The sequence below is a fragment of the Mycobacterium sp. NPDC004974 genome (assembly GCF_053600815.1).
Window position 1 is genome coordinate 39,768 of the sequence record NZ_JBSGAQ010000006.1, and the last position, 21,538, is coordinate 61,305.

20 protein-coding genes are annotated in these 21,538 nt (G+C 65.7%); 2 read left to right on the forward strand and 18 right to left on the reverse strand.

Annotation, left to right across the window (positions count from 1 at the left end):
* Window positions 1-8: 8 nt before the first annotated feature.
* The 3 genes from ACWEFV_RS15715 to ACWEFV_RS15725 form a co-directional block, all read right to left on the reverse strand.
* Window positions 9-542 (reverse strand): LuxR family transcriptional regulator, encoded by a 534-nt coding sequence (locus ACWEFV_RS15715; protein WP_450070830.1) that lies wholly within the window; start codon window positions 540-542, stop codon window positions 9-11.
* Between the two features lie 205 nt (window positions 543-747).
* The gene (locus ACWEFV_RS15720; RefSeq protein WP_135451462.1) at window positions 748-1,026 is read right to left on the reverse strand and encodes a barstar family protein; all 279 of its coding nucleotides are present in this window, start codon (window positions 1,024-1,026) and stop codon (window positions 748-750) included.
* Window positions 1,023-1,457 (reverse strand): ribonuclease domain-containing protein, encoded by a 435-nt coding sequence (locus ACWEFV_RS15725; RefSeq protein ID WP_450070831.1) that lies wholly within the window; start codon window positions 1,455-1,457, stop codon window positions 1,023-1,025. Before ACWEFV_RS15725 ends, ACWEFV_RS15720 begins: the two co-directional genes overlap by 4 nt.
* Window positions 1,458-1,529: 72 nt before the next feature.
* Between ACWEFV_RS15725 and ACWEFV_RS15730 the strand changes: the two genes are divergently transcribed.
* Window positions 1,530-3,674, forward strand: a complete 2,145-nt coding sequence (locus ACWEFV_RS15730; RefSeq protein WP_450070832.1) for an acyltransferase family protein — start codon at window positions 1,530-1,532, stop codon at window positions 3,672-3,674.
* A gap of 45 nt (window positions 3,675-3,719) precedes the next feature.
* Here ACWEFV_RS15730 and ACWEFV_RS15735 read toward each other — a convergent pair whose 3' ends face one another.
* From ACWEFV_RS15735 to ACWEFV_RS15745, 3 genes are all read right to left on the reverse strand, one after another.
* Entirely contained in the window at window positions 3,720-5,129 is a 1,410-nt protein-coding gene (locus ACWEFV_RS15735; protein WP_450070833.1) for a hypothetical protein, read from the reverse strand.
* 420 nt (window positions 5,130-5,549) lie between these two features.
* A complete protein-coding gene (locus ACWEFV_RS15740) occupies window positions 5,550-7,097 on the reverse strand; it encodes a carotenoid oxygenase family protein (RefSeq protein WP_450070834.1) in 1,548 nt (515 codons plus the stop codon).
* 17 nt (window positions 7,098-7,114) lie between these two features.
* The gene (locus ACWEFV_RS15745) at window positions 7,115-7,762 is read right to left on the reverse strand and encodes a TetR/AcrR family transcriptional regulator (protein ID WP_135451458.1); all 648 of its coding nucleotides are present in this window, start codon (window positions 7,760-7,762) and stop codon (window positions 7,115-7,117) included.
* 247 nt (window positions 7,763-8,009) lie between these two features.
* Between ACWEFV_RS15745 and ACWEFV_RS15750 the strand changes: the two genes are divergently transcribed.
* Window positions 8,010-8,753, forward strand: coding sequence for a hypothetical protein (locus tag ACWEFV_RS15750; protein ID WP_450070835.1), 744 nt, complete (start codon window positions 8,010-8,012; stop codon window positions 8,751-8,753).
* Here the strand turns inward: ACWEFV_RS15750 and ACWEFV_RS15755 are convergent.
* Genes ACWEFV_RS15755 through ACWEFV_RS15810 form a run of 12 tightly spaced genes read right to left on the reverse strand, consistent with a single transcriptional unit; the run spans window position 8,704 to window position 21,538 of the window.
* Complete coding sequence (locus tag ACWEFV_RS15755) at window positions 8,704-9,402, reverse strand: YoaK family protein (protein ID WP_450070836.1); 699 nt, start codon at window positions 9,400-9,402, stop codon at window positions 8,704-8,706. The two genes, ACWEFV_RS15750 and ACWEFV_RS15755, sit on opposite strands and share 50 nt — an antisense overlap.
* Before the next feature lie 16 nt (window positions 9,403-9,418).
* The gene (locus ACWEFV_RS15760; RefSeq protein WP_450070837.1) at window positions 9,419-10,348 is read right to left on the reverse strand and encodes a mammalian cell entry protein; all 930 of its coding nucleotides are present in this window, start codon (window positions 10,346-10,348) and stop codon (window positions 9,419-9,421) included.
* Entirely contained in the window at window positions 10,315-10,875 is a 561-nt protein-coding gene (locus ACWEFV_RS15765; protein WP_135451454.1) for a mammalian cell entry protein, read from the reverse strand. The genes ACWEFV_RS15760 and ACWEFV_RS15765 overlap by 34 nt, the downstream gene beginning before the upstream one ends.
* Window positions 10,872-11,849: an RDD family protein gene (locus ACWEFV_RS15770; RefSeq protein WP_450070838.1), complete on the reverse strand. Its 978-nt coding sequence runs from the start codon at window positions 11,847-11,849 to the stop codon at window positions 10,872-10,874. The genes ACWEFV_RS15765 and ACWEFV_RS15770 overlap by 4 nt, the downstream gene beginning before the upstream one ends.
* On the reverse strand, window positions 11,846-12,487 hold the full coding sequence (locus tag ACWEFV_RS15775; protein WP_450070839.1) for a hypothetical protein: 642 nt from the start codon (window positions 12,485-12,487) through the stop codon (window positions 11,846-11,848). The genes ACWEFV_RS15770 and ACWEFV_RS15775 overlap by 4 nt, the downstream gene beginning before the upstream one ends.
* The gene (locus tag ACWEFV_RS15780) at window positions 12,457-14,010 is read right to left on the reverse strand and encodes an MCE family protein (protein ID WP_450071022.1); all 1,554 of its coding nucleotides are present in this window, start codon (window positions 14,008-14,010) and stop codon (window positions 12,457-12,459) included. The genes ACWEFV_RS15775 and ACWEFV_RS15780 overlap by 31 nt, the downstream gene beginning before the upstream one ends.
* A gap of 6 nt (window positions 14,011-14,016) precedes the next feature.
* A complete protein-coding gene (locus ACWEFV_RS15785) occupies window positions 14,017-15,171 on the reverse strand; it encodes a virulence factor Mce family protein (protein ID WP_167857661.1) in 1,155 nt (384 codons plus the stop codon).
* Between the two features lie 20 nt (window positions 15,172-15,191).
* Window positions 15,192-16,832 (reverse strand): virulence factor Mce family protein, encoded by a 1,641-nt coding sequence (locus tag ACWEFV_RS15790; protein ID WP_135451449.1) that lies wholly within the window; start codon window positions 16,830-16,832, stop codon window positions 15,192-15,194.
* Between the two features lie 9 nt (window positions 16,833-16,841).
* Window positions 16,842-18,419: a virulence factor Mce family protein gene (locus ACWEFV_RS15795; RefSeq protein WP_135451448.1), complete on the reverse strand. Its 1,578-nt coding sequence runs from the start codon at window positions 18,417-18,419 to the stop codon at window positions 16,842-16,844.
* Complete coding sequence (locus tag ACWEFV_RS15800; RefSeq protein WP_135451447.1) at window positions 18,416-19,447, reverse strand: MCE family protein; 1,032 nt, start codon at window positions 19,445-19,447, stop codon at window positions 18,416-18,418. The genes ACWEFV_RS15795 and ACWEFV_RS15800 overlap by 4 nt, the downstream gene beginning before the upstream one ends.
* Window positions 19,444-20,664: an MCE family protein gene (locus ACWEFV_RS15805; protein ID WP_450070840.1), complete on the reverse strand. Its 1,221-nt coding sequence runs from the start codon at window positions 20,662-20,664 to the stop codon at window positions 19,444-19,446. Before ACWEFV_RS15805 ends, ACWEFV_RS15800 begins: the two co-directional genes overlap by 4 nt.
* 4 nt (window positions 20,665-20,668) lie before the next feature.
* Entirely contained in the window at window positions 20,669-21,538 is an 870-nt protein-coding gene (locus ACWEFV_RS15810; protein ID WP_450070841.1) for an MlaE family ABC transporter permease, read from the reverse strand.

Sequence of the window (21,538 nt, forward strand, 5' to 3'; positions counted from 1 at the left end):
GCGGCCGGCTAGTTCATCAGGATTTCGGCGAGAACAGCGTTCGGCATCCGCAAGGGCTGCAGGTACTTACGCAATCCCGAGTGACATAGCTGCAGAAGCCGTTCCTGCGGCTCGGCGTCTCCCATGCGTTGGCGGCCAAGGTATTTCAGTGTCGCGCCGGAGGGAAGATCACCGGCCACCGATGTCGCCGTCGTGCCCGAGATCAAGGTCTGCCCGCCGTGGGCGATGTCGCGCAAACGCTTGGTGCCGGTGCGTGCGCTGTGCACGCCGATACACAGATCAAACGGATCCAACGGCGTCAACTGCAGGTACAGCGCGCAGGACACCGCGTCAGACGCACGATCGAAGGTGGCTGTGAAACCATCGCAGGCAGGTCGCCTCGTCGACAGCGTGCCGCCGTGGAGTGCGACAAAGTGGGTCATCGTCGCTCGAAAGTACGGAAGAGCGGCGGCCATGTCCGCGGTTTGCGTTTGCCACAAGCGTGCGGATCCCTCGGTGCGGGCCATCAGCCACGTCGCCTCGGTCGACAGCTCTTCGGTCACTCGCGCGTTGCTCCCGCCCGTTCTTGCCTGATGCCCCGCGCCAAATGGCACGCAGAACGCCAGCGTAACCACTTTCCATGGGTTGCGTGGCCACGGTCAACACCGTTGCCGCCGAACGTGGTTGCCAACCCGCGGCAGAAGCGGTGTTGCCCCCGTGGGACGCGCGTAAGCGGCTACCCACCAGATTTGCTGGGCCGCGTCACGGTCAGTTCTCGAGCCACAGGTCGACGCCTTCGGCGGCGAAGATCGACAGCACGGTGCTCCAGGTGTCTTGCCCGAGCGCCTTTTTGATGTTCCGGTAGGACGTCATGGCGAACCGGAACTTGCGGTCCTCCGGAGTGCCGAAGCCCCCGCGCAGGCAGTCGGCCAGCGCGTCCAGATTCGAGCCGAAGTAGCCGCCGTCGCCGTTGACCGCCCGGCCGATCTCGGTGAAGAAGTCCGCCTTGGAGGCCACCTTGGTCCCATCGATCCGATACGTCTTCACATGCCTCCGATCAGGCAGAAGGATTCGTAGTGGTCGCCGGTGTAGTAGTACTCGGGCGGGTCGTTCTGTGGCGCGCCGCCGGTGACGATGCGCCTCTTGCCCCGGTTCTTGTTGCCGGGCGTCGGGACCGTGTACTCGTGGTAGTAGCCGCGCTCATGCTTGGGCAACCGGCCTTCGTAGTTTCCGAAGACGACGCCGTCGTTGCGCGGGTAGGGAAACGGTCCACCGGATTGGATGAGCTCCACGGTCTTGTCCGCTTCAGGCGGAAGGCCGCTCAGGTCGCACCTGCCGTCCGCTGCCGCAGACTTCGTCGGTGATGCCGGCGCCGATACCGGCGGCGCCGCTGGAGATGACGTGGGTTGAGTCGGGGCGCAACAGCCCGAAAGCAGGCCGCACAGCACTGCCAGCGCCGCAATGCGTGATCGTCCCATCGGCACGAGGCTAGCAACAGCCGGCGCAAATCCGGAGCCAACGGCGCCAGTCGTGCGACGATCGTTACTCGAGTGAACAGAGCGACGACCTTCGCGGAGCCCACGCCCCGCCGCGGAAGCCCCGCGAGCGGGCGAAAATCCCTGTCGAACAAGCAATTTCGTCCCGATATCGAAGGGTTGCGGGCGGTTGCAGTGCTCGCCGTGGTGCTGTTTCACGCCGGGGTGCCCGGGTTCGGCGGCGGATTCATCGGCGTCGACGTGTTCTTCGTCGTGTCGGGATTCCTGATCACCGGGATGTTGTGGCGCGAGGCCTCGGGCACCGGGACGGTGCGGATGGCCCAGTTCTATGCCGGGCGGGCCCGACGACTGCTCCCGGCCGCCGCACTGGTCCTGGTCGCGACATCGATAGCGGCCACTCTCCTGCTCCCACCGCTGCAGGCCCGCTCGGTGCTGGCCGACGCGATCGCCAGTGCCCTGTATGTCGGGAACTACCGCTTCGCGGCGGAGGGCACGGACTATCTGCAGGCGGAGACGGCGGCGTCTCCGCTGCAGCACTACTGGTCGCTGGGCGTAGAGGAACAGTTCTATCTGTTGTGGCCGGCGCTGATCCTCGGCACTGCCTGGCTGCTGACTCGTAGCGGCCGCGGCACCCGTTCCGCCCTCCCGTACGCGTGTGTGTTGGCGGTGGTGGCCGGTGCCTCGCTGATGGTCTCGCTTTCCTGGACCCAGACGATGCCGCCGTGGGCGTTCTTCTCCCTGCCGACCCGCGCCTGGGAGCTGGCCGCCGGTGGGCTGATCGCGTTGACGGCGGCGCACTGGCGCAGCTTGCCGCCGGTCTGTGCGGCACTGGTCGGCTGGGGTGGTCTGGCACTGATCCTGGCCACCTGCACCCAGCTCGGCACGACCACTCCCTACCCCGGGTCCGCGGCGGTGCTCCCGGTGATGGGGACCGCACTGGTGATCGGGGCGGGTTGTGCGATACCTGATCTCGGGGTGGGACGGCTGCTGTCGAAACCGGTGATGCGCGGCATCGGCCGGTTGTCGTACTCGTGGTACCTGTGGCACTGGCCGGTATTGCTGTTGGCGCCCGCGCTGTTCGGCCACGGTCTCGGATTGGCGGGCCGGCTGGCGATGATGGTGATGTCGCTGGGCCTGGCCATCCTGACCCTGCACCTGGTCGAGAACCCGGCCCGGTTCGCCACGGCGCTGCGAGGATCGTCATGGCGCAGCCTGGCCGTCGGCGCGACAGCCACCGGGGTAGCCGTCTGTGCGGGGCTGGCGCTGTTGGCAGTGCGTCCGGTGCCGACGGGAACCGGGCAGGCCGCAGTCCCGGTCGCTCTGGTCGGACCATCCCGCGCGGCCGCTCCGACGCTGACGCCCGAACAGCGGATACAGGCGGCCGTCGCCGCCTCGGCCGATCTGCGCGCGGTGCCGTCGAATCTTTCGCCGCCGCTGGGCAACATCACCAAACCCGAGGCATTCGTCAACGGTTGTGTCCTGTCCTGGATCGCGGTCGCTGTACCCGACTGCGCGTCCGGCGACACCAACTCGGCCACCAAAGTCGCCCTGATCGGCGATTCGCACGCGGGCATGTGGCTTCCAGCCCTGGAAACCGTCGCACAGCAACAGCATTGGCGGCTGGATACATTTGCGAAAGTCACCTGCCCGCCGATGGAGCTCCCGATCCTCAGCCCCTACCTCGACCGCGAGTTCACCGAATGCAAGCAGTGGCGAGCCGACGTGCTGACCCGGGTGGCCAAGGAACGCCCGGCTCTGATCGTGCTGGACATGGTGCGCCGCTACGGTGCCGATTTCGGATTCGTCAGCTACGACCCGACCTGGCTGGACGGGTTGACGCGACTGGTGTCGCAGTTGCGTGGAACCGGAGCGCGGGTGCTGGTGCTCGGCCCCGTACCCGACCCGCATACGACGGTGCCGACCTGCTTGTCGGCACACATGGACGACGCCTCGGCCTGCGCGCCCGACCGGTCGATCGCCATGAATGACACCGGAATTGCCGCCGAGTCCGCGGCGGTGCGGGCCGGCGGCGGGCAGTACGCGCGGCTGGACCAGTACTTCTGCACCGACCAACGCTGCCCGGTGATCGTCGGCAACACCCTGGTTTTCCGCGACGACAACCACATCACCGCCGAGTACGCGCAACTGCTGTCGCCGGTGATGGCCCGCCTGACCGAGATTGCGTTGGCGCCCAACTAGTTACCTTCCGTTGCCCAGCCGGCCGCCGGGAACGCTCAACGGCTTTCAGGAATCGCTCTTGGATTCCTTCTTCGAACTGCCATCCGTATCAGCAGACCCGGAATCAGAAGCAGAGGGCTTACGGTCATTCGACCGGGACTCCGTGTTGCTCCTGCCTGTGGCGGTGTGCTTCTTGCTCGTCGAAGCACTCGAGCTCGATTCCTTCTTCGGCCCGGTGGTGGTGTCCTTGGCGTCGGGCTTGGTTTCCGCCTTGGCCTCAGTCTTGCTGTCAGTCTTGACTTCGGCCTTGGTCTCGGCCTTCGTTTCAGTCTTGGCCTCGGCCTTGACCTCCGGCTTGGGATCAGCCTTGGTTTCAGCCTCTGCCGCCGACTTGGGAGCAGCCTCGGCTTCGGCGCCGGTGGCTTCCGTTGACTCCGCCTCGCCCTTCGGCGTCTTCTCGAGTGCCTCGGGCACCTTTGCGATTGCCGAGGCGGCTTCAGGAGTCGCGCCGGCAACCTCAGTGGGCGCGTTCTCCTCGACAGCCGCGCTGACAGTCTTGCGCTCTACGGCGCCGGCGGCGGGTTTGATGTCGGCCACCAAGTTCGTCACGGACACCCCGACCTTGTCCGTGCTTCCCTCGACGGACGGCGCCACCGTCGACTTCTGCGAAACCAGCGACACCGCACCGGTCGTCGACACAGCCGGCCCGTTGATCGATTCATTGATCGCCTCGACCAGGCTCGCAACGACGAAGCGGGTCACTCCCCCAAGTCCGGTGGGCGCACCTTCCTCGCCATCCGGATACCCGAAGAAGAACGACGAGGTGAGCCCGGATGCGAACGATCCTTCACCGAACTTCTCGTTGCTGAAGGCCAGGAGAGCCTTGCCGATGGTCTTGTTGACGCCGCCATCGAGAAAATCGGCGATCGACTGCGACTGCTCCGAGTCGGGACCGTTGACCTCATCGCTGATCAGAAGCGCGACCGCGCCCACGACCCCGATGACGCCTTGTTTGACGTAGGCACCCAACAACACCGACGGCACCGAGTCCGGGCCGAACACCTGGTCGCTGACCGCGAGCGCGACGTACGCGGTTACCGCGGACGAGCCGCCGTTGAGGTACGCGTTGAGCAGGCCGCCGAAAAAATCGGCGGGTTCGTCGACAACCAGCGCGGTCCGGTCCGTCTGCTCCGCTGCACCGCCGTCGGGCTGGACCGCAGCCAACGGCACCACCGGCGCGGTGCCGCCGGAGACCCGATCGACCAGGGCCACGCCCCGCAGCAGGCTTGCCGGCTCCACCACCAAGGGCTGGCTGAGGGCCACGAGATCGACATTTTCGGACGAGATCCGCTGGCCCGCCTGGGCCACCACCCATTGGTCGTGCGGTGTCAACGGTGGCGAAATCGCCGGTGCCGCAGCGATTGCGCCGACGGTCACCAATGAAATGCCGACGGAGATGTGCGGGCGAACGACCATACGTGCGGGCCTCCCGAGACGGAGTGGACTCTTGTCACAGAGAAGATATGGCAATTGCACAGACTCCGCTCAGTGAGCAGGGTCAGTTCAAATTCCATCCACGACAAGGCATGCGGACAGCCCGAGCAATGCCAGATATCGTTCGCAACAACAGACTTTCGAGAGAAGGACTCGCAAACGGATAGCCTCAAAGCTCTTGCCGCGGTGCAGCACGCGGCTCGCCAAGTATCACGGACGGCAAACTTCGCACGGTCACGGATCCGCTTTGGCGGGCGGAGGTCACAGTAGGTGTCACCGGCCGGTTTGACTACTGCTTTGTAACGCAATCCACGACGGCTGGCACGGCGTGAGCCACCCCACTCGCCGCGCCGACCCGACTGGCCGAATGTACGTTGGCGCCCAACTGGATCGGAGTGCGGGTCAGAGTGCTGCAACCCGATCGGTGAATGCGCCGTGGTAGCTCATCGGCAGGTGGAACGGCAGCCACGCCTCGGCGATCGGTCCGGCATCGATCCGCGGGGCGTCGAACACCATGAGGCGGCTGCGATGCTGCGTCTCGTCGTAGCCCACGGTCAGCACCCATCCATCGCCTTCGGCGGTGCTGTCCGGGCGCGGCACGAAGATCGGCTCGACGAGCTTGTGGCCGGGCGGGCAGTAGGTCTGCACGCTGCCGTCGGTGTGGTTGAAGCGGCCGATCCCCTCCCCGCCGCCCTCCCCGTCATTGGGGACGGTCACATAAGTCACCGAGTGCGGTTGAGTCGAGCGGCGCTGATCGATCTGCGGGAATTCGCAGCCCATCTGGGCCAGCGGTTCAACCAGGACCCGGGCGTCCGGTGTGATGCGGAAGCGGGTGAGCCGCACGGTATCCGGTACATGCTCGGCCGGAACGTCCTCGTACAGCCGGGACATGTCGCTGCGGCTGTCGGCTCCCCAGGCGTGCATTCCGCCAAAAGATTCGGGCGCGAAGCGGGGTAGTTCCACCACCACGTCGGCGCCGTCCTCGTAGGCGTTGGCGTAATGCCACATGTAGAACGGATCGGTTTCGATCGTCCGGACCCGGCCGCCGTCGCGCGGGGCGAGGATGAAGTATGACGGCTCGTCCTGCTTGAACTGCATGGCATCCCAATAGGTTTGCCGCCCCAGCGCGGCCCATGGGTTGATCCGCAGCGGCGAAAGCATGAAGACGGCGTAACGCGGGGTCAGCGCCATGTCATGGATAAGCCCCATGCCCGGCAGCGGCACCGCACGTAGGTACCGGGTGACGCCGCTACTGTCGGCCTCGTACAGGCGCAGCCGGACCCGGGGAACAGCCTCACCGGCGAGTTCCCGCAGCCGCCTGATCTTCTCGTCCCGGCTCGGCGCACTGCGGATGTGCCGCAGATCGAGGCGGGGGAAGTACGGCTCGAACCCGAAGTTGACTCGGGAGTCCGTCGTCGCATCGTAGGTGTAGTGCGCCGAGTAGGCCCCGATCGGGCCCTTGAGCACGCCGTCGAGACTGCACATTCCGATGGTGTTGAGTGTGTCGAGATCCATGCCATGCGGCCGACCGCCCTCCCACAGGGCGAGCAATCGGTCCTGGCCGATCATCACGTTGGTGTTGGCGGTATTGGCTGGGAGCCGAAATGCGTTGGCCCGCATACCTCCTGGTCGCTGGTGAGCGAATCCTCGTTTCACCATCCGGCCGGCCGCGGTAGTGGTCAGATAGTGCTCGGTGCGGACGAAGCGGTTCTTGAACCGCACTCCGTTACCGTCGATCGCGAAGGCGACCACCATGCCGTCGGCGTCGAACAGGCTGTCCACCCGTGACGCGCCGATGTTCCAGCGGCCCGATCCGTTGCGGTAGAGCGTGCCCGTCAATCCCTGCGGGATCGTGCCGGTGATCTCGGTCAGCGTCAGGTCATATTCGCCGGGGACGTCCTCCCAGTATCGCGAGGGACCGTCGACCTGAGGTGAGGCGGGAGCAGCCATAAAAGACATCGTGTCTTTTATGGCGCTCCGCTGTCAATAGCCGAAACATCGAAGGGGCTGAACGGCAGAGCCGAGCCACCGTCCCAGCACAGCGTCGTCAGGTGCTCGACGAGCTCAGCCCGGGGCATCGACGAGTCCCGGAGCCACCATTGCGCGCTGACCATCGCCGACCCGACGATGGCCCGGGCCCACGGCGCGGCCGCCGCGGTATCGGCACCACCGGCCGCCATGGACGCCGCCAGCATCGCCTCGACCGCGGCGGCGAGTTCGTCGAAGATTCCGGGCATCTCATGACCACCGGCGGCGTGGATACCCAATGCCCGGTAGAGGTTCGGATCGTCCTGCATCCAGCCGCAGATAACATCGAAGAACAACGACATACGCTGCCGCAGGTCGGCCGAACCGGCTGCGCGCCTGGTGATCTCGACCAACAGCCGGTGGGCCTGACGCTCACCGAGAGCCGACAGGATAGCCGCCCGATTCGGGAACACCGCATAGACGGCCGAGCGTACGAAGCCGGCCTCTTTCGCCACCTCGGCGATGCCCACGTCGGGACCATGGGTGCGGATCGCACGCTCGGCGGCGTCGAGCAGATCCGAGCGCCGCTGCTCGACGTCGACGCCAGGTCCGGCGGGCCTACCGCGCCCACGCCTTGCCGAAGTCACGGGTCAATCGTAGTTTCCGGCGCTCGGTGCACCAGGCCGGCCAGCCGTCGGGCGGCGTCTTTATTGGTGTCCCTCTTGGCGGCTTCACCGAATCACCGGCCTACGTGACGTTGTCCTTCACGTCGCTGACCGCCTTCTCAGCGCCTTTCTGGATAACCTCCGCCACGCCTGATCCACGACGTAATCCCCCGGGCTGTGCGCCTTTCGGTATCCATCCGGCAAGATAGCTGCGGTGGGGATAAGCCTGTTGCCTTTCACTCGCCTCTCGGACGCTGACGTCGCGGGCGCGCTCGATCATGCGGTGTCCGTGATCAATCCGGTACTCGATGTGTTCAGCCGTTTCGATCCCCTGGGGCTGAGGCGACGTACCCATCGCGAGGAGCCTGGCCAGGGCGCGGTCGGCAAGTCCCTCGACATCGCAGCCGCTTTGCTCAACATCGCTGAGCTGCCGGGTACCAAGGCCTGGGCCGAGATGGATCAAGACGGCCACGTGAAATGGTGGGTGCATCGCGTCGGGGCGGTGACCACCATCGTCGTCGCCTTTCCGGGGGCATTCGGGGTGTTCGCCGATCGGCTCGGCGTTCAGGACTTTCTGGGTTTCACCAACCAGGCCATCTTGTTGTGCGCGGTGGCCCGCGAGGACGGCGTCACCGACTACGAGGATCAGGTGCAGCTGCTCGGTGCTGTCCTGTGCGACCGTCAACTCCCCGACACCGTGGCCGACTCCTCGGAGGACGCGCCCGACGCGTCGCGATCTCTGCCCGAGAAGGTCTGGGGGTTCGCCGGCACGTTACGGGCGGTCAGCGACGAGTTCACGAAAAGACCTCACCCACAAAAGCTTTACCGCTATCTCGGCATGCTGCCCGTGGTCGGCGCGGTAGCCGACTATTTCGGTGAATTCACCGCCCTGCTTCACGCTGCCGACGAGGGTGCGGCGTGGATCAGCGAGCACTCTCCGCAGGCGCCGGCCCGGGAGCCGGCCCGAACTTGAAGATCAACGCACTGACCGCCACCACCAAGGCCGCCAGCGCGATCACCGGCGCAACAGTGAACCGCGACACCGTCGCCCCCAGGATCGCACCGCCGCACATCGTCAGCACCACGCCGTAACGCAACTTCTCGCGGTCCCCGGTGCCCCCCGCCAGCCTGCTGTCGAACCCGATGCCGACAATCGTCTGCGTCAGCACCGTGGTGCTCAACTCCTGGATGCCGAACTGGCGCGCGGTCGCGTTCTGAATGCCGAAGGTCATCGCGAGAACGATCAGGATGAACTTGCGGTTGTCCTGATAGTCCAGCACCCCCGATCCCGTGAGAATCGAAAGCACGGTCAGCAGAACGACTTCCACACCCAATGCGGTGGCCAGCCAGTTCCGGACGTGGCTGTCGAGATGGCGGCGGAGCCGCCCACCCACCACGGTGCCCAGTACGAACCCGAGGAATGCCACCAGGGCCCCGGTCACGTCGACGCCTGAGTGCGGTACGAACCAGAATCCGAGGAAGATCACGTTGCCGGTCATGTTGGCGACGAACACATGGCCCAGAACCAACACACTGACTGCGTCGACGATCCCGGTGGCGCTCGTCAACAACAGCAGTGCCACAACGGTCGACCGCTGCGTCACCGGTGAGGCGATGGCCATACCTACATCCTCGCCGCTACAGCTGCGGAGACAGGTCCAATTGGGTCAACGCCGGCATCTGAGTGATCAGCCAATCCCCGTCGGTGCGCTGCAATATCAGCCGATACGACATGTACCGCAGCGACGGAACATTCTTGGTCACCGGGCTCGTCGACACCGTATTGGTGTAGACGATCGCAGTGGCCTCATCGCGACCGATGGTCTCCACCGCGGTGCCCAACACCTCGGTGTTGTTGGTGACCTGCGCCTGCTTGTTCGTCGGCACGAGGGAATCGATCAACTTCCGGTACTGGTTCGCGAAGTCGCCCGACAGGTACTTCGCAGCCCGATCCGGCAGGGTCTCGATGTCGTCCGGGTTGTAGGTCCACAACGTGGTGATCGCCTCGGCCGAGGTCCGCGCCACTTGAAGTTTGGTCGCCACCAATGCCCGGTCGGCCAGGTACGGCTGCAACATCGCACCCCCGAATGCCCCCGCCGCCACGAACACCGCCGCCGCACCGACGGCGAGGTACGTCAGCCGCTTGCCGGCCTCGCGGTGTGGAACGAGGACCACATCCTCATCCGGCTCAGCCTCGCCCGGTTCGGCCTCGGTGTCGACCTCAGCTTCGGTGTCAGCGTCCGGCCCGGCGTCGGCATCTGGTGTGGCCTCAGCGTCGGGTGCCGGTTCAGCCGTCGGTTCCGGCTCGGCGTCTGACGCGGGCTCTGCGTCCGCTTCAGGTTCGACGTCACCTTCGGGCTCGACGGCCGCCTTGCGAGCCGCCTTGCCCGTGGGGGTACGCCGCTCCGGAGCGTCGCCGGCTTCGTCGGCCGCCGAGTCGGCGGGCGACTCGACCGATTCCTCAACCACCGGTTCGGTACGGCTACGCCGCCCGAAACGCAGTCTGCGGCGCGGCTTGTCAGGCTCGCCGGTGGTCAGATCACCTGAATCAGCTGGCTGATCTTCCACTGCTGTCCTTCCCAAATCGTCGTCGCAATCCAACGGCTGCCGCTTTCGATCACGGACTTCCCGTCAGGGGTCCGGGTGTTGACCTTCGTAGCGACCAGAACGTCGGCACTACCGTCGTCGTTCCATCGCGCGATGCCGGCATCGACTACCGAGCCCTCGGTCGGCTCGGCCCGCGCCACCTGAACGACGATCTCGTTCTGCTTCTCCTGGAACATCTTTCGGAAATCGCCGGTCGCCTGGGACGCGATGCGGTCGGCATAGTCGTTGGCGTGGAACGGATCCACCGTCGTGTACACCGTCATGAACTCACGCACGTAGTCCAGCGCGCCCGCGGTCTTGATCTCCGCACGGCGATCCGATTCGTGCCGGACCAGAATCAATGCGCTGCCCGTGATGGCCGCGGCGATGATCAGGGCCGAGATCATCCCGACGATCGGCAGGCCCCAACGGATCGGTTCCTTGGGCTCCTTGGGCTCGACGGCGAAGTAGTCGCGCTCGTCGGGCTCGATCCGACGACGCGGGCTCACTGTGCGCCCCCGCTCAGAACCGGCCGTTTGAGCACCGTCAGGCTATCGACGAGCCAGTGGTCGTCTGACTTCAGGAATTCCACCCGCACCGTAGCTGTGATGAACTTCAGCTCCTGCGGATTGGTGCCGCGCTGGCCCTGCAGCGCCAGCAGCATCGTGGCCGCGTCCTTGGTAACGCCGGGCAGCACCGCGCTGCTCACGGCCGAGTAGTCATTCGTCGTCGGACCGGCCTTGCGCACCGCGTCCTGCTGGGCGACCAACTGCGGCCGGTAGTTGTCCGTGGCCAGCGACTGCGCCTTGGTGAAATCCGCGTCGACGGAATCCACCCCGTAGCTCAGCAGCTGCTCGACGATCCGCGGGCCCTGGTCGGCGATCTGCGTGCGGGCCTCGTCCACTGCCCGATCCTGCCGGTACACCACCACATATCCCAGCCCGCCCGCGATTCCGCTGAGCAGCGCGAGCGTCAGCAACATCGCGCCGGCGCGACGCCGGACGTCAGACTCAGGCCGATCGACGCGACGCACCTCGGTGCGGGTCAGCAGATCGGCGAAGGTCCGGTTCCGCGAATCCCACAGCGGCCACAGCCAACCCAGGAACACCGCCGCGGTGTCCAGCAGATGGGCCAGGTCGCGCAGCAGCAGCCGCCCCAGACCGGCATCACCGGCCGGCGACACCACCCGAATACCGAACACCGACCGGCCCGGACTCCAACCCGTCAACGCCGGCAACAGGATGCGATTCACGCTCGAAACGGCGACCAGCAGGACCAATCCGCCCGCGTACACCGCCCACCACAGCCACGTGCCCAACGCCGTGCCCTGAGCAACCAGAGTCACCGTGGCGACCAACCCGGCAGGCGCGAGCACATCGATCGCGAACGCGCCGGCCCGAGCCGGCCACGACGCCAACCGGGTCTGGTCCGTCCCGATCCCCCCAGCGGAGATCGTTTCGGCGTTGTCCAGCACAGTGGTCACGACGTGACCTGGTCGAGCCGGGCGACTTTGTAGTTACCGTCCTCGGCGCGCGCCATCTTCACCCGCAGCCGGTAGCCCTGCTCTTCATCGGACTTCTCGGTGTTGGTGACCAACACACGCACCGCGACCAACAGGTCCATCGACCCGTCGTCGTTGTGCTTCTCCACCGCCGCCCGCAGGTCCGAGACCTTCACCTGCACGTTGGCAGCCTGGTAGGCATCGAGCAGCATGCCGCTGTAAAGGCCGGCCTGGGCCCCGAAGTCACCGGTCGCGCATTCGATGATCTTGGTCTGGGCCGCGATCATCGCCTGGGTATCGGGCGCCTGGGTTGCCGTCACGCAGTCCTTGGCCGCGGCCAGGGCCTCGGCCTCGTCGCTGGCGATGCGTTCACTGTCCTGATGTGCCCGCAACGCCAGGTAGCCGCCGACGCCGACGGCCGCCGCCAGGACAAGTAGCCCGGCGAGGATCGCCGCCATCCAACCCCGTCCCAGACGAGATGGCCGTGACGTGCCCTCCTCGGCGTCCGTGGCCGAGATCGGATCAGCGATCTCGGTGACGGCCTCCGCTTGCGGTTCGGTGGTGTGGGGGTCCTGCTGGTCGGCGAGGTTCAGCTGGCTGGTGCCAGCATCTCCTTCCATCCGTCATCTCCTGGTTTATTCGAGTTGGTGACGGAGTACTTCACACCGCCGGGACCGACCACCTCGCCGCTGGACGGACTATAGGTGGCGGTCGAACCTGCTGCCGGAGTGTAGATGCAGGGGTTCGGCTGCTGTCCACTACAACTCACATTGCCACCCCGCGGCGCGGTCAGCGGGTCGCTGCGTGGCGCCGTTGATTCCGGTGGTGGGAGCTGACTTGCCGGCAACGGGTTCAACCCATTATTCACCGAAGGCGCGGGGATGACCCGGCCCGGATCGACGGGCTGATCGCAGCGCGCGGCCGGGGCCGGGCAGTTGCGGATCTGATTCGGGTCGCCGTACCACGGGTTGGTGCCCAACGGCTGGTAGGGCGCATCGCTGTGGCACTCGGCCGGCGAGGCGGCCCGCTTGCCGGGCACGTCGGCACACGGGTAGTTACGCGCACCGCGCACCGCATTGTTCGCGTCCTTGGGGATCTTGCAGTACAGGCCCGACGGCAGCGGCGCCGTCGACGTATCCGCAGGTGAACGCCACTCCGACGCGGGCAGGAACCCGGTCAGGCACGGTGGCGGCACGTTGATGCCGAGACCGAAGTGCAGCAGGCCCTTGGGCGCGAAGATCGTCGCAGTCTGGGCAACCGCGCCACCCTGGGGCAACGCCACCAACACCTGCTCGACGTTCTTGTTGTACCGCTTGAGCATGTCGATGACGATTTCCAGGTTCGCCAGCGTCTGCGGCAACGACTCCCGGACATCGCCGAACACCGAGTTCAGCTGATCGGCCGTCGGCGCCGCCTGCTGGATGCCACTCCGCAACGCAGCGTCGTTCTGAGCGCTCTGAGCCGCCAGCGTGTTCAGGTTCTTCGCCCACCGCGAGATCGCGTCGCCCGAATTCACCTGGCTGTCGATGATCGGCCCGGAGTTCTCGACGATGTCGTTGACAGGACCGATGTTGTCCTTGAAATCACTCGCGATCGCCTGGGTGGAATCGACCAGTCGCTGCAGTGACGGCCCGAGCCCACCGACGGCCGTGGCCGTCTCGTCGAGCAGGGTTGCGATCTTCTCCTTGGGCAACGCCGCCAGACCCCGCTGAGCGGCGTCGAGCGACGGTCCCACCTCGGCGGGCACCGAGCCCTTCTCGATGGTGTCGCCGTCACGGAAGTACTTCCCGGTGCTGCCGCCCTCGGACACCAGGTCGATGAACTGCTCACCGACCGCCGACACCGAGTGCACGTTGGCACTGGCGTCCAGCGGGATCCGGTACTGGTCGTAGATGTTCATCTCGACCCGGGCGCCCTGCTCGGTGGGCTCGACGGAGGTCACCTTGCCGATCGTCGTACCGCGATAGGTGACGTTGGCCGTGGCGTACAAACCGCCCGAGTTCGGGAGGTTGGCGTTCAGCTTGTACATCCCGATCCCGGCCCAAGTCGGCAACCGTAGGTACACGAGCGCCAGCACGACCAGAGCTATCACGGTCAGCACAGTGAACAGAACGAGCTGCATCTTGATGAAGCGGGTCAGCACCATGTCTCACTCCCCCCTTTCCACAAGCGGGCCACCAGGTGCATCGTGCGGGTTCGGCGTGAACCGGACGTCCGGGATCATCGTCGCCGGATCGCGGCCCCACGCCTGCTCCAGCGCCCGGAGCATGCCCGAGACACCGGTGCCGGACAGGAACGCGTTGTCCACCGAGCTCAACGTCAGGTCGATCGTCAGCGACACGTTGATGTAGTCGCCGCGCACCGCCTTCGGGATGTTCTCGATGTTGAACGGCACCGTGAGGATCAGCTTGAGCGCTTCCACCAGGTACGGGGCCGAGCGTGCCAGCTGCTTGAGCGGCCGCTGCAGATTCTGCAGGTTGGTGTGCAGATTCGCGTTGCTGTTCGACAACGTGTCGTCGGCAGCCTTGGACAACCGGCCCAACGACGTCACCGCATCGGCGAACAAGTCGCGCGTATCGGCGAAATGCTGGATCAGCGGCGGGAACTCGGTCAGCACCCGGTCCAACGTGTCATTGCGCGCCGCAACGATGTTCAACAGCCGGTTGGTCGAATCGATCGCCCGGGTGATGTCGTTGCGCTGCTGGTTGAGCTGGTCGGTGAACGTGTCGAGCCGGCCCAGGAAGTCGCGGATCTGATCGGCGCGACCGTTGAGGATGTTGAACACCTCGGTCTGGATGGTCTCGATGTTCGGGATGCCACCGCCGGTCAGGATGCCCGAGATACCGGCCAGCGTCCGCTCGATCGTCGGATAGGCCGACGACTGCGCCAGCGGAATGGTGTCCCCGCTGCGCAGCATCTCCTTGGACGCGTCCTTGTCCGGCGGATTGAGCTCGACGTGCTGCGAACCCAGCAAGCTGGTCTGGCCGATCTTGGCCAGGGTGTTCTTCGGCAGCTCGATGCCCGGCTCAAGGTCGACCGTCAACGTGGGCACCCAGTTGATCAGCTCGATCTTGCGGACCCGGCCGACGAACACGTCGCGCACCCGCACCCGGCTGTTGGCGTTGAGCGCCAACGTCTCCGGCATCTGCACGTACAGCGTGGTGCGCCCGGACTCGGTGCCCGGCCCACCCGGCAGTGGCACGTTGGCCACACCGCGCCACTGCCCACACGAGGTGAGGATCAGCGCGGACGCCGACAACACCGCGACGCGTCGGCCGACGCGGCCCCAGTTGCGTGTCCTCATGAGCCCTGTCTTTGTCGTCATCAGCCCTGGCCTCCAGCCTCGGCAGGCAACGCGGGTCCGGCGGGAGCCGGGCCAGGCGCCGGAGCGGCCGGTGCGGGAGCCGACATCGGGTCACCCGGGATCACACCCGGCGCAGGCACCGGCGGCGGTCCGGGCTGCGGGTACCACGGTGGCGGCAGCGGGTTGCGCTCGTCGTACGAGTTCGGCGGTCCGGGCAGGTTGCCTCCCGGAGGAGCCCCGAACGCCGGCGGGGCCGGCGGGGCCGCGATGTCCGGGCCACCCATCAACTCGGACAACGACTCCGGCGTCAGCATCTGCTGCGTGGCCGGCTGCACCTGCACACCCTGCATACCCGGCGCCACAGTCCAGCCCGGCTCGTGGTTGCCGTGCGAGAACAAGGTGTCACGTGACCAGATACCCGGCACGGTGGTGTCCTTGTACCCACCCGGCGGCTGCAGGCGCGGATCCGAGTAGGAGATCTGCTTGGGCAGCGTCATCGCGGTGTTGGCCAGGTTCTGGCCGAACGGCAGGTAGTTGAACTTGATCGCGTCCAGGATCGGTGCCAGGTACTGCGCACACAACTCGGCCGAATCCTGATACCCCAACCGGCTGCCCGCCTGAATCGAACTGCAGATGAACTGCAGCGGGTTGGAGAAGTTGGTCAGGCCCGGCAGAACCGGCAAGCTCACGATGCCACCCTGGTTGGGCGAGACGATGTTGAGCACGTTGGCGGCCAGGTTCGGGTACGAGTGCAGACCCGTCTCCAGACCATTGCGCGGTTCCGGCTGCAGGATCGCCGTCGTCGCCTCCGACAAGTTGTTGACGTCGTGCGCGAGCACCCCGCCGTTCTTGTCCAGGAACTCACGAGTGGTCTTGAGCACCCGGTTGAGATCCTGCAGGGCCGTTGCCAACTCCTGATCGGTGTTGGTGAACGAGTTGGTGAACTGCGCCAGATCCTTGTTGAGCGCCACGAACTGCTGATCGCTCTTGTGCAGGGCATTGACGAACAACGCCAGGCTCTTGACCACCTGGAAGAAGTCGCCGCGACCCTGGTTGAGCGTGGTCAGCGCCTCCGACAACCCGTTGAGGGTGCGGTTGAGCTGTTCACCCTTGCCCTGGAAGCCGTCGGCGAAGGACTCGATGATGTCGCCGAACGGGCCCTTGGGCTGTTCGGCGGTCGGGCCCAGCTCGTCGAGCAGGCGGGTGATCTGGTTGCGCAGCTCGTCGTACTCAACCGGGATCTGGGTGTTCTCGATCGGGATCACCGCGTTGTTCTGCAACCGTGGCCCACCCGTGTAAGGCGGGGACAGCTGGATGACGCGCGAGGCCACCAGGCTCGGGTTCAGCACAGACGCCGTGACGTTCTCGGGCACCTTGTACTTGTTGTTGACGTGGAAGACGACCTTCATCTTGTCGCCGTCGGTCTCGATGCTGTCGATCGCACCGACCTTGACGCCCATGATGAGGACCTTGTCACCGGGGTACAGCGCGAGCACCTCGGGGAAGTACGCGGTGACCGTGGTGTTGGTCATCTTCTTGTACAGGTTCATGCCGAAGTAACCCAGCACCAGGGCAGCCACCACCGCCAGCGCACCGACGATGATGGATGCCCGGGAAGCCTTGGGCAACTTGATGTTTCGAACGTTGAAAACTGTTGACATAGCGGCGGCCTATCCCTGCGACCCGGGCGGAAGGAACGGCGGATTACCCGGCAGCGGCGGTGTCCCCACCGGCCCTGCGTCGGGACCCGGTCCCGGCGGCGCCGGGGGTGCGTTCAACGGGCCCGGATGCGGTGCGTAACCCGGGATGGGGCCCGGCGCCACCGGCAACGGTGCGATCGGAACGGTGCGGGCCCCGGGCGGACCGGGGGCCAGCTCGACCGGGGCACCCGGCTGATCCGGCGGCATGTCGCCCGGGATGGCCGCGCTGGGCACACCCGGCGAATGCGCGATGCCGTCAGGATTCGGCGCCGAGGTCGCCAGATCCGGCGGACTGTAGTTGGGTCCGTACGGGTTGTCACCGTAGGGCCCAACGGTTGCCCCTGCGCACGGCATCGGGTTGCCCGGGGACGGGATCCCGGCCGCGGTCGGCGTGTACGAGCACGGCGATCCGGGTGGGACGGCGGGTCCCGGGTGCTCCGGGGTGCCTTCCAGCGGAATCGGGGCCGGCGGCGGGGCGCCGTTCTCGAAGCGCTTTCCGTTCGGATCGGGGAACCGGGCCGACGGCAGGCCGGCGTTACGCCAGAACTCCTCGGGATCGATACCGCGCTTCTTGAACGCGGAATCGACGAACGGCTGCAGGATCTGCGGCGGGATCAGGTTGACCAGCATCACCTTGAAGTACGGGCCGGAGGCCAGGGCCTCGGCGAGTGAGGTGATGAACTTGCCTGCGACAGTGAGGGTGTCGGCCAGGTCCTGCTTGCGCTCGACGAGCAGGTCGCTGACCGTGCGCAGCTGCTCCAGCACGTGGTTGAGGTTCGGATTGTCGTTGATCAGGCCCTCGACCTGACGCGACACCGACGACACCCGCTCCAGCAGCATGCTGACGGCCTGGCCGCGCTCGTTGACCGCGGCCAGCAGGGTCTGGGCGTTCACCAACAGCTGGTTGACCTGCGTGCTGCGGTCACCGAGCACCGTGGCGATCTTGTTGGCGTTGGCCAGCAGCTTCTTGACGTCCTCATCGCGCTTGCCGATGGTCTCGGAGAACTTGGCCACGCCGTCCAGCGCGGCGCTCAGGTGCGGCGAGGTCTGATCGACCGTCTCCGACAACACGTTCAGCGATTCCTTGACCGACGTGGTGTCCCAGCCCGACGCGTTGCGCGTGACATCCAGGAACGCGTCGTAGATCTGATACGGCGTCGTCGTCTGCCCCAGCGGCAGCATCCCGCGCGGCGGCAGCGTCTGGCTGCCGCGCGGCTGGATCTCGATGTTCTTCCGACCCAGGATCGTGTCGGTACGGATCGCCGCGCGGCTCTCGGTACCGATCGTCTTCCCACCCAGGGTGTAGCCGATCTCGACCTTGTCGCCGTTGATGTCCATGCTCTTGACCGTGCCGACATCCATACCGGCGATGCGCACCTTGTCACCCAGGCTCAGGCCACCGGTATCGGAGAACTGGCCGTAGTACGTGGGGACCGCGAACAGCATCGGCACGCTCGTCAGCGTCGAGCCGACGCCGATGACCAGTGCCACCACCGCAACGCCCATGAGGCCTTTGCGGAAGCGGTCGGAACCTTGCAGTGTCCTCATCTCGGCGTGCACCTACCCGACGGCTGTGAACTGAGTTTGACGGTTCGGACAGGGCCACCTGGCTGCAACCCGTTGAGCTTCAACGAGAGGTCGCAGGCATAGAAGTTGAAGAAGTCACCGTAGATGCCACCGGCACGGCCGATGATCTTCAACGCTTCGGGGAACTGCACGAGGATGTCGTTGAGCTGCTGCTTCTGGTCGATCAGCGGCTGCTGGATGACCTCGAGGTAGCCGAGCGTGTCCTTGAGCAGCGGACGGTTGTCGGATAGCAGATCTGCCAGCGAGCCGGCCGCGTTGCTGATGTTGGCCACCGAGGATCCGATCGGATCGGCGCGGTTCTTCAGGCTGGTGATCAGTGTCTCGAAGTTCTTGAGGGTGTCGTCGAACTGCTGCTGATGCGCGACCGTGGTGTCCAGGACGATGTTGAGGTTCTTGATCACCTCACCGATGGCTTGGTCACGGTCGGCGATGCTCTGGGTGAGCTGTGCCGTCTGGTCCAGGATGTCGTTGATGGTGCCGCCCTGCCCCTGGAAGATCGTGATGATCGACTTGGAGATGGTGTTGACCTTCTCCGGGCTCAACGACTGGAACAGCGGACGGAAGCCGCCGACGAGTGCGTCGAGGTCGAGCGCGGGCTCGGTGCGTTCCAGCGGAATGGTGCTGCCCGGCGCGATCTTCGTGTCGCTCTCGCCGCGCTTGAGCTCGAGGTAGCGGTTACCGATCAGGTCCTGGTACCGGATCGCGGCCGTGGTCTGGTCGAACAACGGCAGCGACTTCTCGACGTTGAACGTGACCTCGGCCTGCTGGCCACCGTTGATCAGCTTGACGCCCGAGACCTTGCCGACCTCGACACCGGACGCCCGGACGAACTGCCCGGTGCGCAGACCGCTGACGTTCTTGAAGATCGCCGAGTACTCGGAGGTCCGGTTGAACCGGATCTGACCGAAGACCACGAAGATGATCGCAGTGAAGGTGAGCAGCACCAGTGAGAAGATGCCGAGCTTGATAATCGTGCCCTTGATGCTCATGGGTTGATCGTGTTCTCCCCCACTTGGCGGCCCCACACGTACTCGGTCACGAGAGGTTGCCCCATCTCGAGGTGGTTGTAAGGCGCGATCGATGCACCGGTATCCATCACCAGGTACGGCATGGGCCACAGGTCCTTGGTGATCGGCTGCCAGCAGCCGGGCCGTCCCTCGGGCCCGCCCTTGGCGTTGATCCGCGGCAGGTTGTCGGGATAGACGTACGGGTTGCCCACGCCGATCACCAACGACTGGGTCTGCAGTGAGTAGCCGTTACCGCCGAGCGCGCCGGCGAGCTTCGGGCCCGCGTCGTGGTAGTTGCGGATCGTGCAGAACAACGCCGGGCTGTACTTGTCGAGCAGAGCCGAACTCGGCAGCAGGTCCTGGGCGCCGCGGACCAGATACGGGCCGCCGCGCTCGAAGATGTCGCCGCCGGTGTTGCCGAATCCGACTGCGGCCACCAGTGCCTGGTCCAGGTTTCCGCGCTGTTCGTTGAGCGTGCGCGCGGTGGTGACGGCGTTGGTCAGGCCGTCGAACAGATCGGGACCGGCATTCGCGTAAACCTCGCCGAGGTCGGCCAGACCCGCGATGTCGCGGCGGATCTGGGGCATGCGCGGGTTGAGGTCCGACAGGATCTCGTTGCCGTTCACGATCGACTGGCCGAACTTGTCACCCAGGCCGTCGAGCGCTTGTGCGGTGGCCGTCAATGTCTGGTTCAGCTTGATCGGGTCGATCTGCTCGGAGATCGACGTGATCGTCTCGAACAGGGTGTTGAACTCCGTCGTCACGCCCTGGGCGCGGATCGGCGTTCCGGGCGTCAACCGGTTTGCCGAGGGATTCTTCGGCGACAGGAACGAGATGTACTTGTTGCCGAACACCGTCGTGGCCCGCAGCTCGGCGGTCACGTTGTCCGGGATCAGCTTCAGGTACTGAGGCTTGACGTCCAGCGTCAGCTTGGCTTCCGGGTTGTCGTCGACGGTGACGACATCGACGGAAGCCAGCCGGCCGATCGGCACACCGTTGAAGGTGACCTTCGAGCCCGGGTCCATCGACAGGCCGGCCCGTCCGGACAACACAGTCAGCTGCGTCTTCTTCTCGAACGTCCCGCGGAACTGCATCCACGTCAGCGCGAGGACCATGGTGGTGACGAGCGCAAGCACCAATCCGGCCAGCTTGTACGGCGGGATCTTGGGCTTGTTCAGAGGAGTTTGAGGCGTCGTCATGCCGCTACACCGTGAGGTTGAAGTTGGGGTCGGTGCCGTAGAGCGCCAACGATGCCAACAGGACCACCAACACGATTGCGATCAACGAGGTTCGCATCGACCTCCCTACTGCCTCACCCACACCGACGGCACCGCCACTGGCGTAATAGCCGAAGTAGCAGTGGTTCAACATGACAACGATGGACATGACGATGACCTGGAGGAAGGACCACATCACGTCGTCGACGCGCAGGAACGTATGGAAGTAGTGCTCATACGTACCCACCGACTGCGAGTAGAAGACCGTCGTGACGAACTGTGCGGACAGGAAGGACAGCAGGACCGCCCCGGCGTACAACGGGATGATGACGATCGATCCGGCGATGAGGCGGGTGGACACCAGATACGAAATCGACCTGATCCCCATGACTTCCAGCGCGTCGACCTCTTCGCTGATGCGCATGGCGCCGAGTTCGGCGGTGGCGCCGGCACCGACCGTGGAGGCCAGGGCCTGACCGGTGACGACCGGGGCAACGACGCGGATGTTTGCCAGGGCGGCGAAGAAGCCGGTGAAGGCCTCGACGCCGATATTGCCCAGGGACGCGAAGCCCTGGATGGCGATCAGGGAGCCTGCCGACAGCGTGACGAAACCGATGATGGCCACGGTGCCGCCGATGACGGCCATCGCGCCGGTACCCATCCCGATCTCGGCGACGAGTCGCAGAGCTTCACGACGGTAGTGCCGGAACGCGTGCGGGATGGAGCCGATGGCCTGGATCACGAACCACGCGACGTGGCCCATGCTGTCGAGGAACCGGGCCGGAGTGCCCGCGATGTCTGAGGTACGCGAGAACGCTCGAGGGAACCGGGAGCGAAGGACGGTTGCTGTACTCAT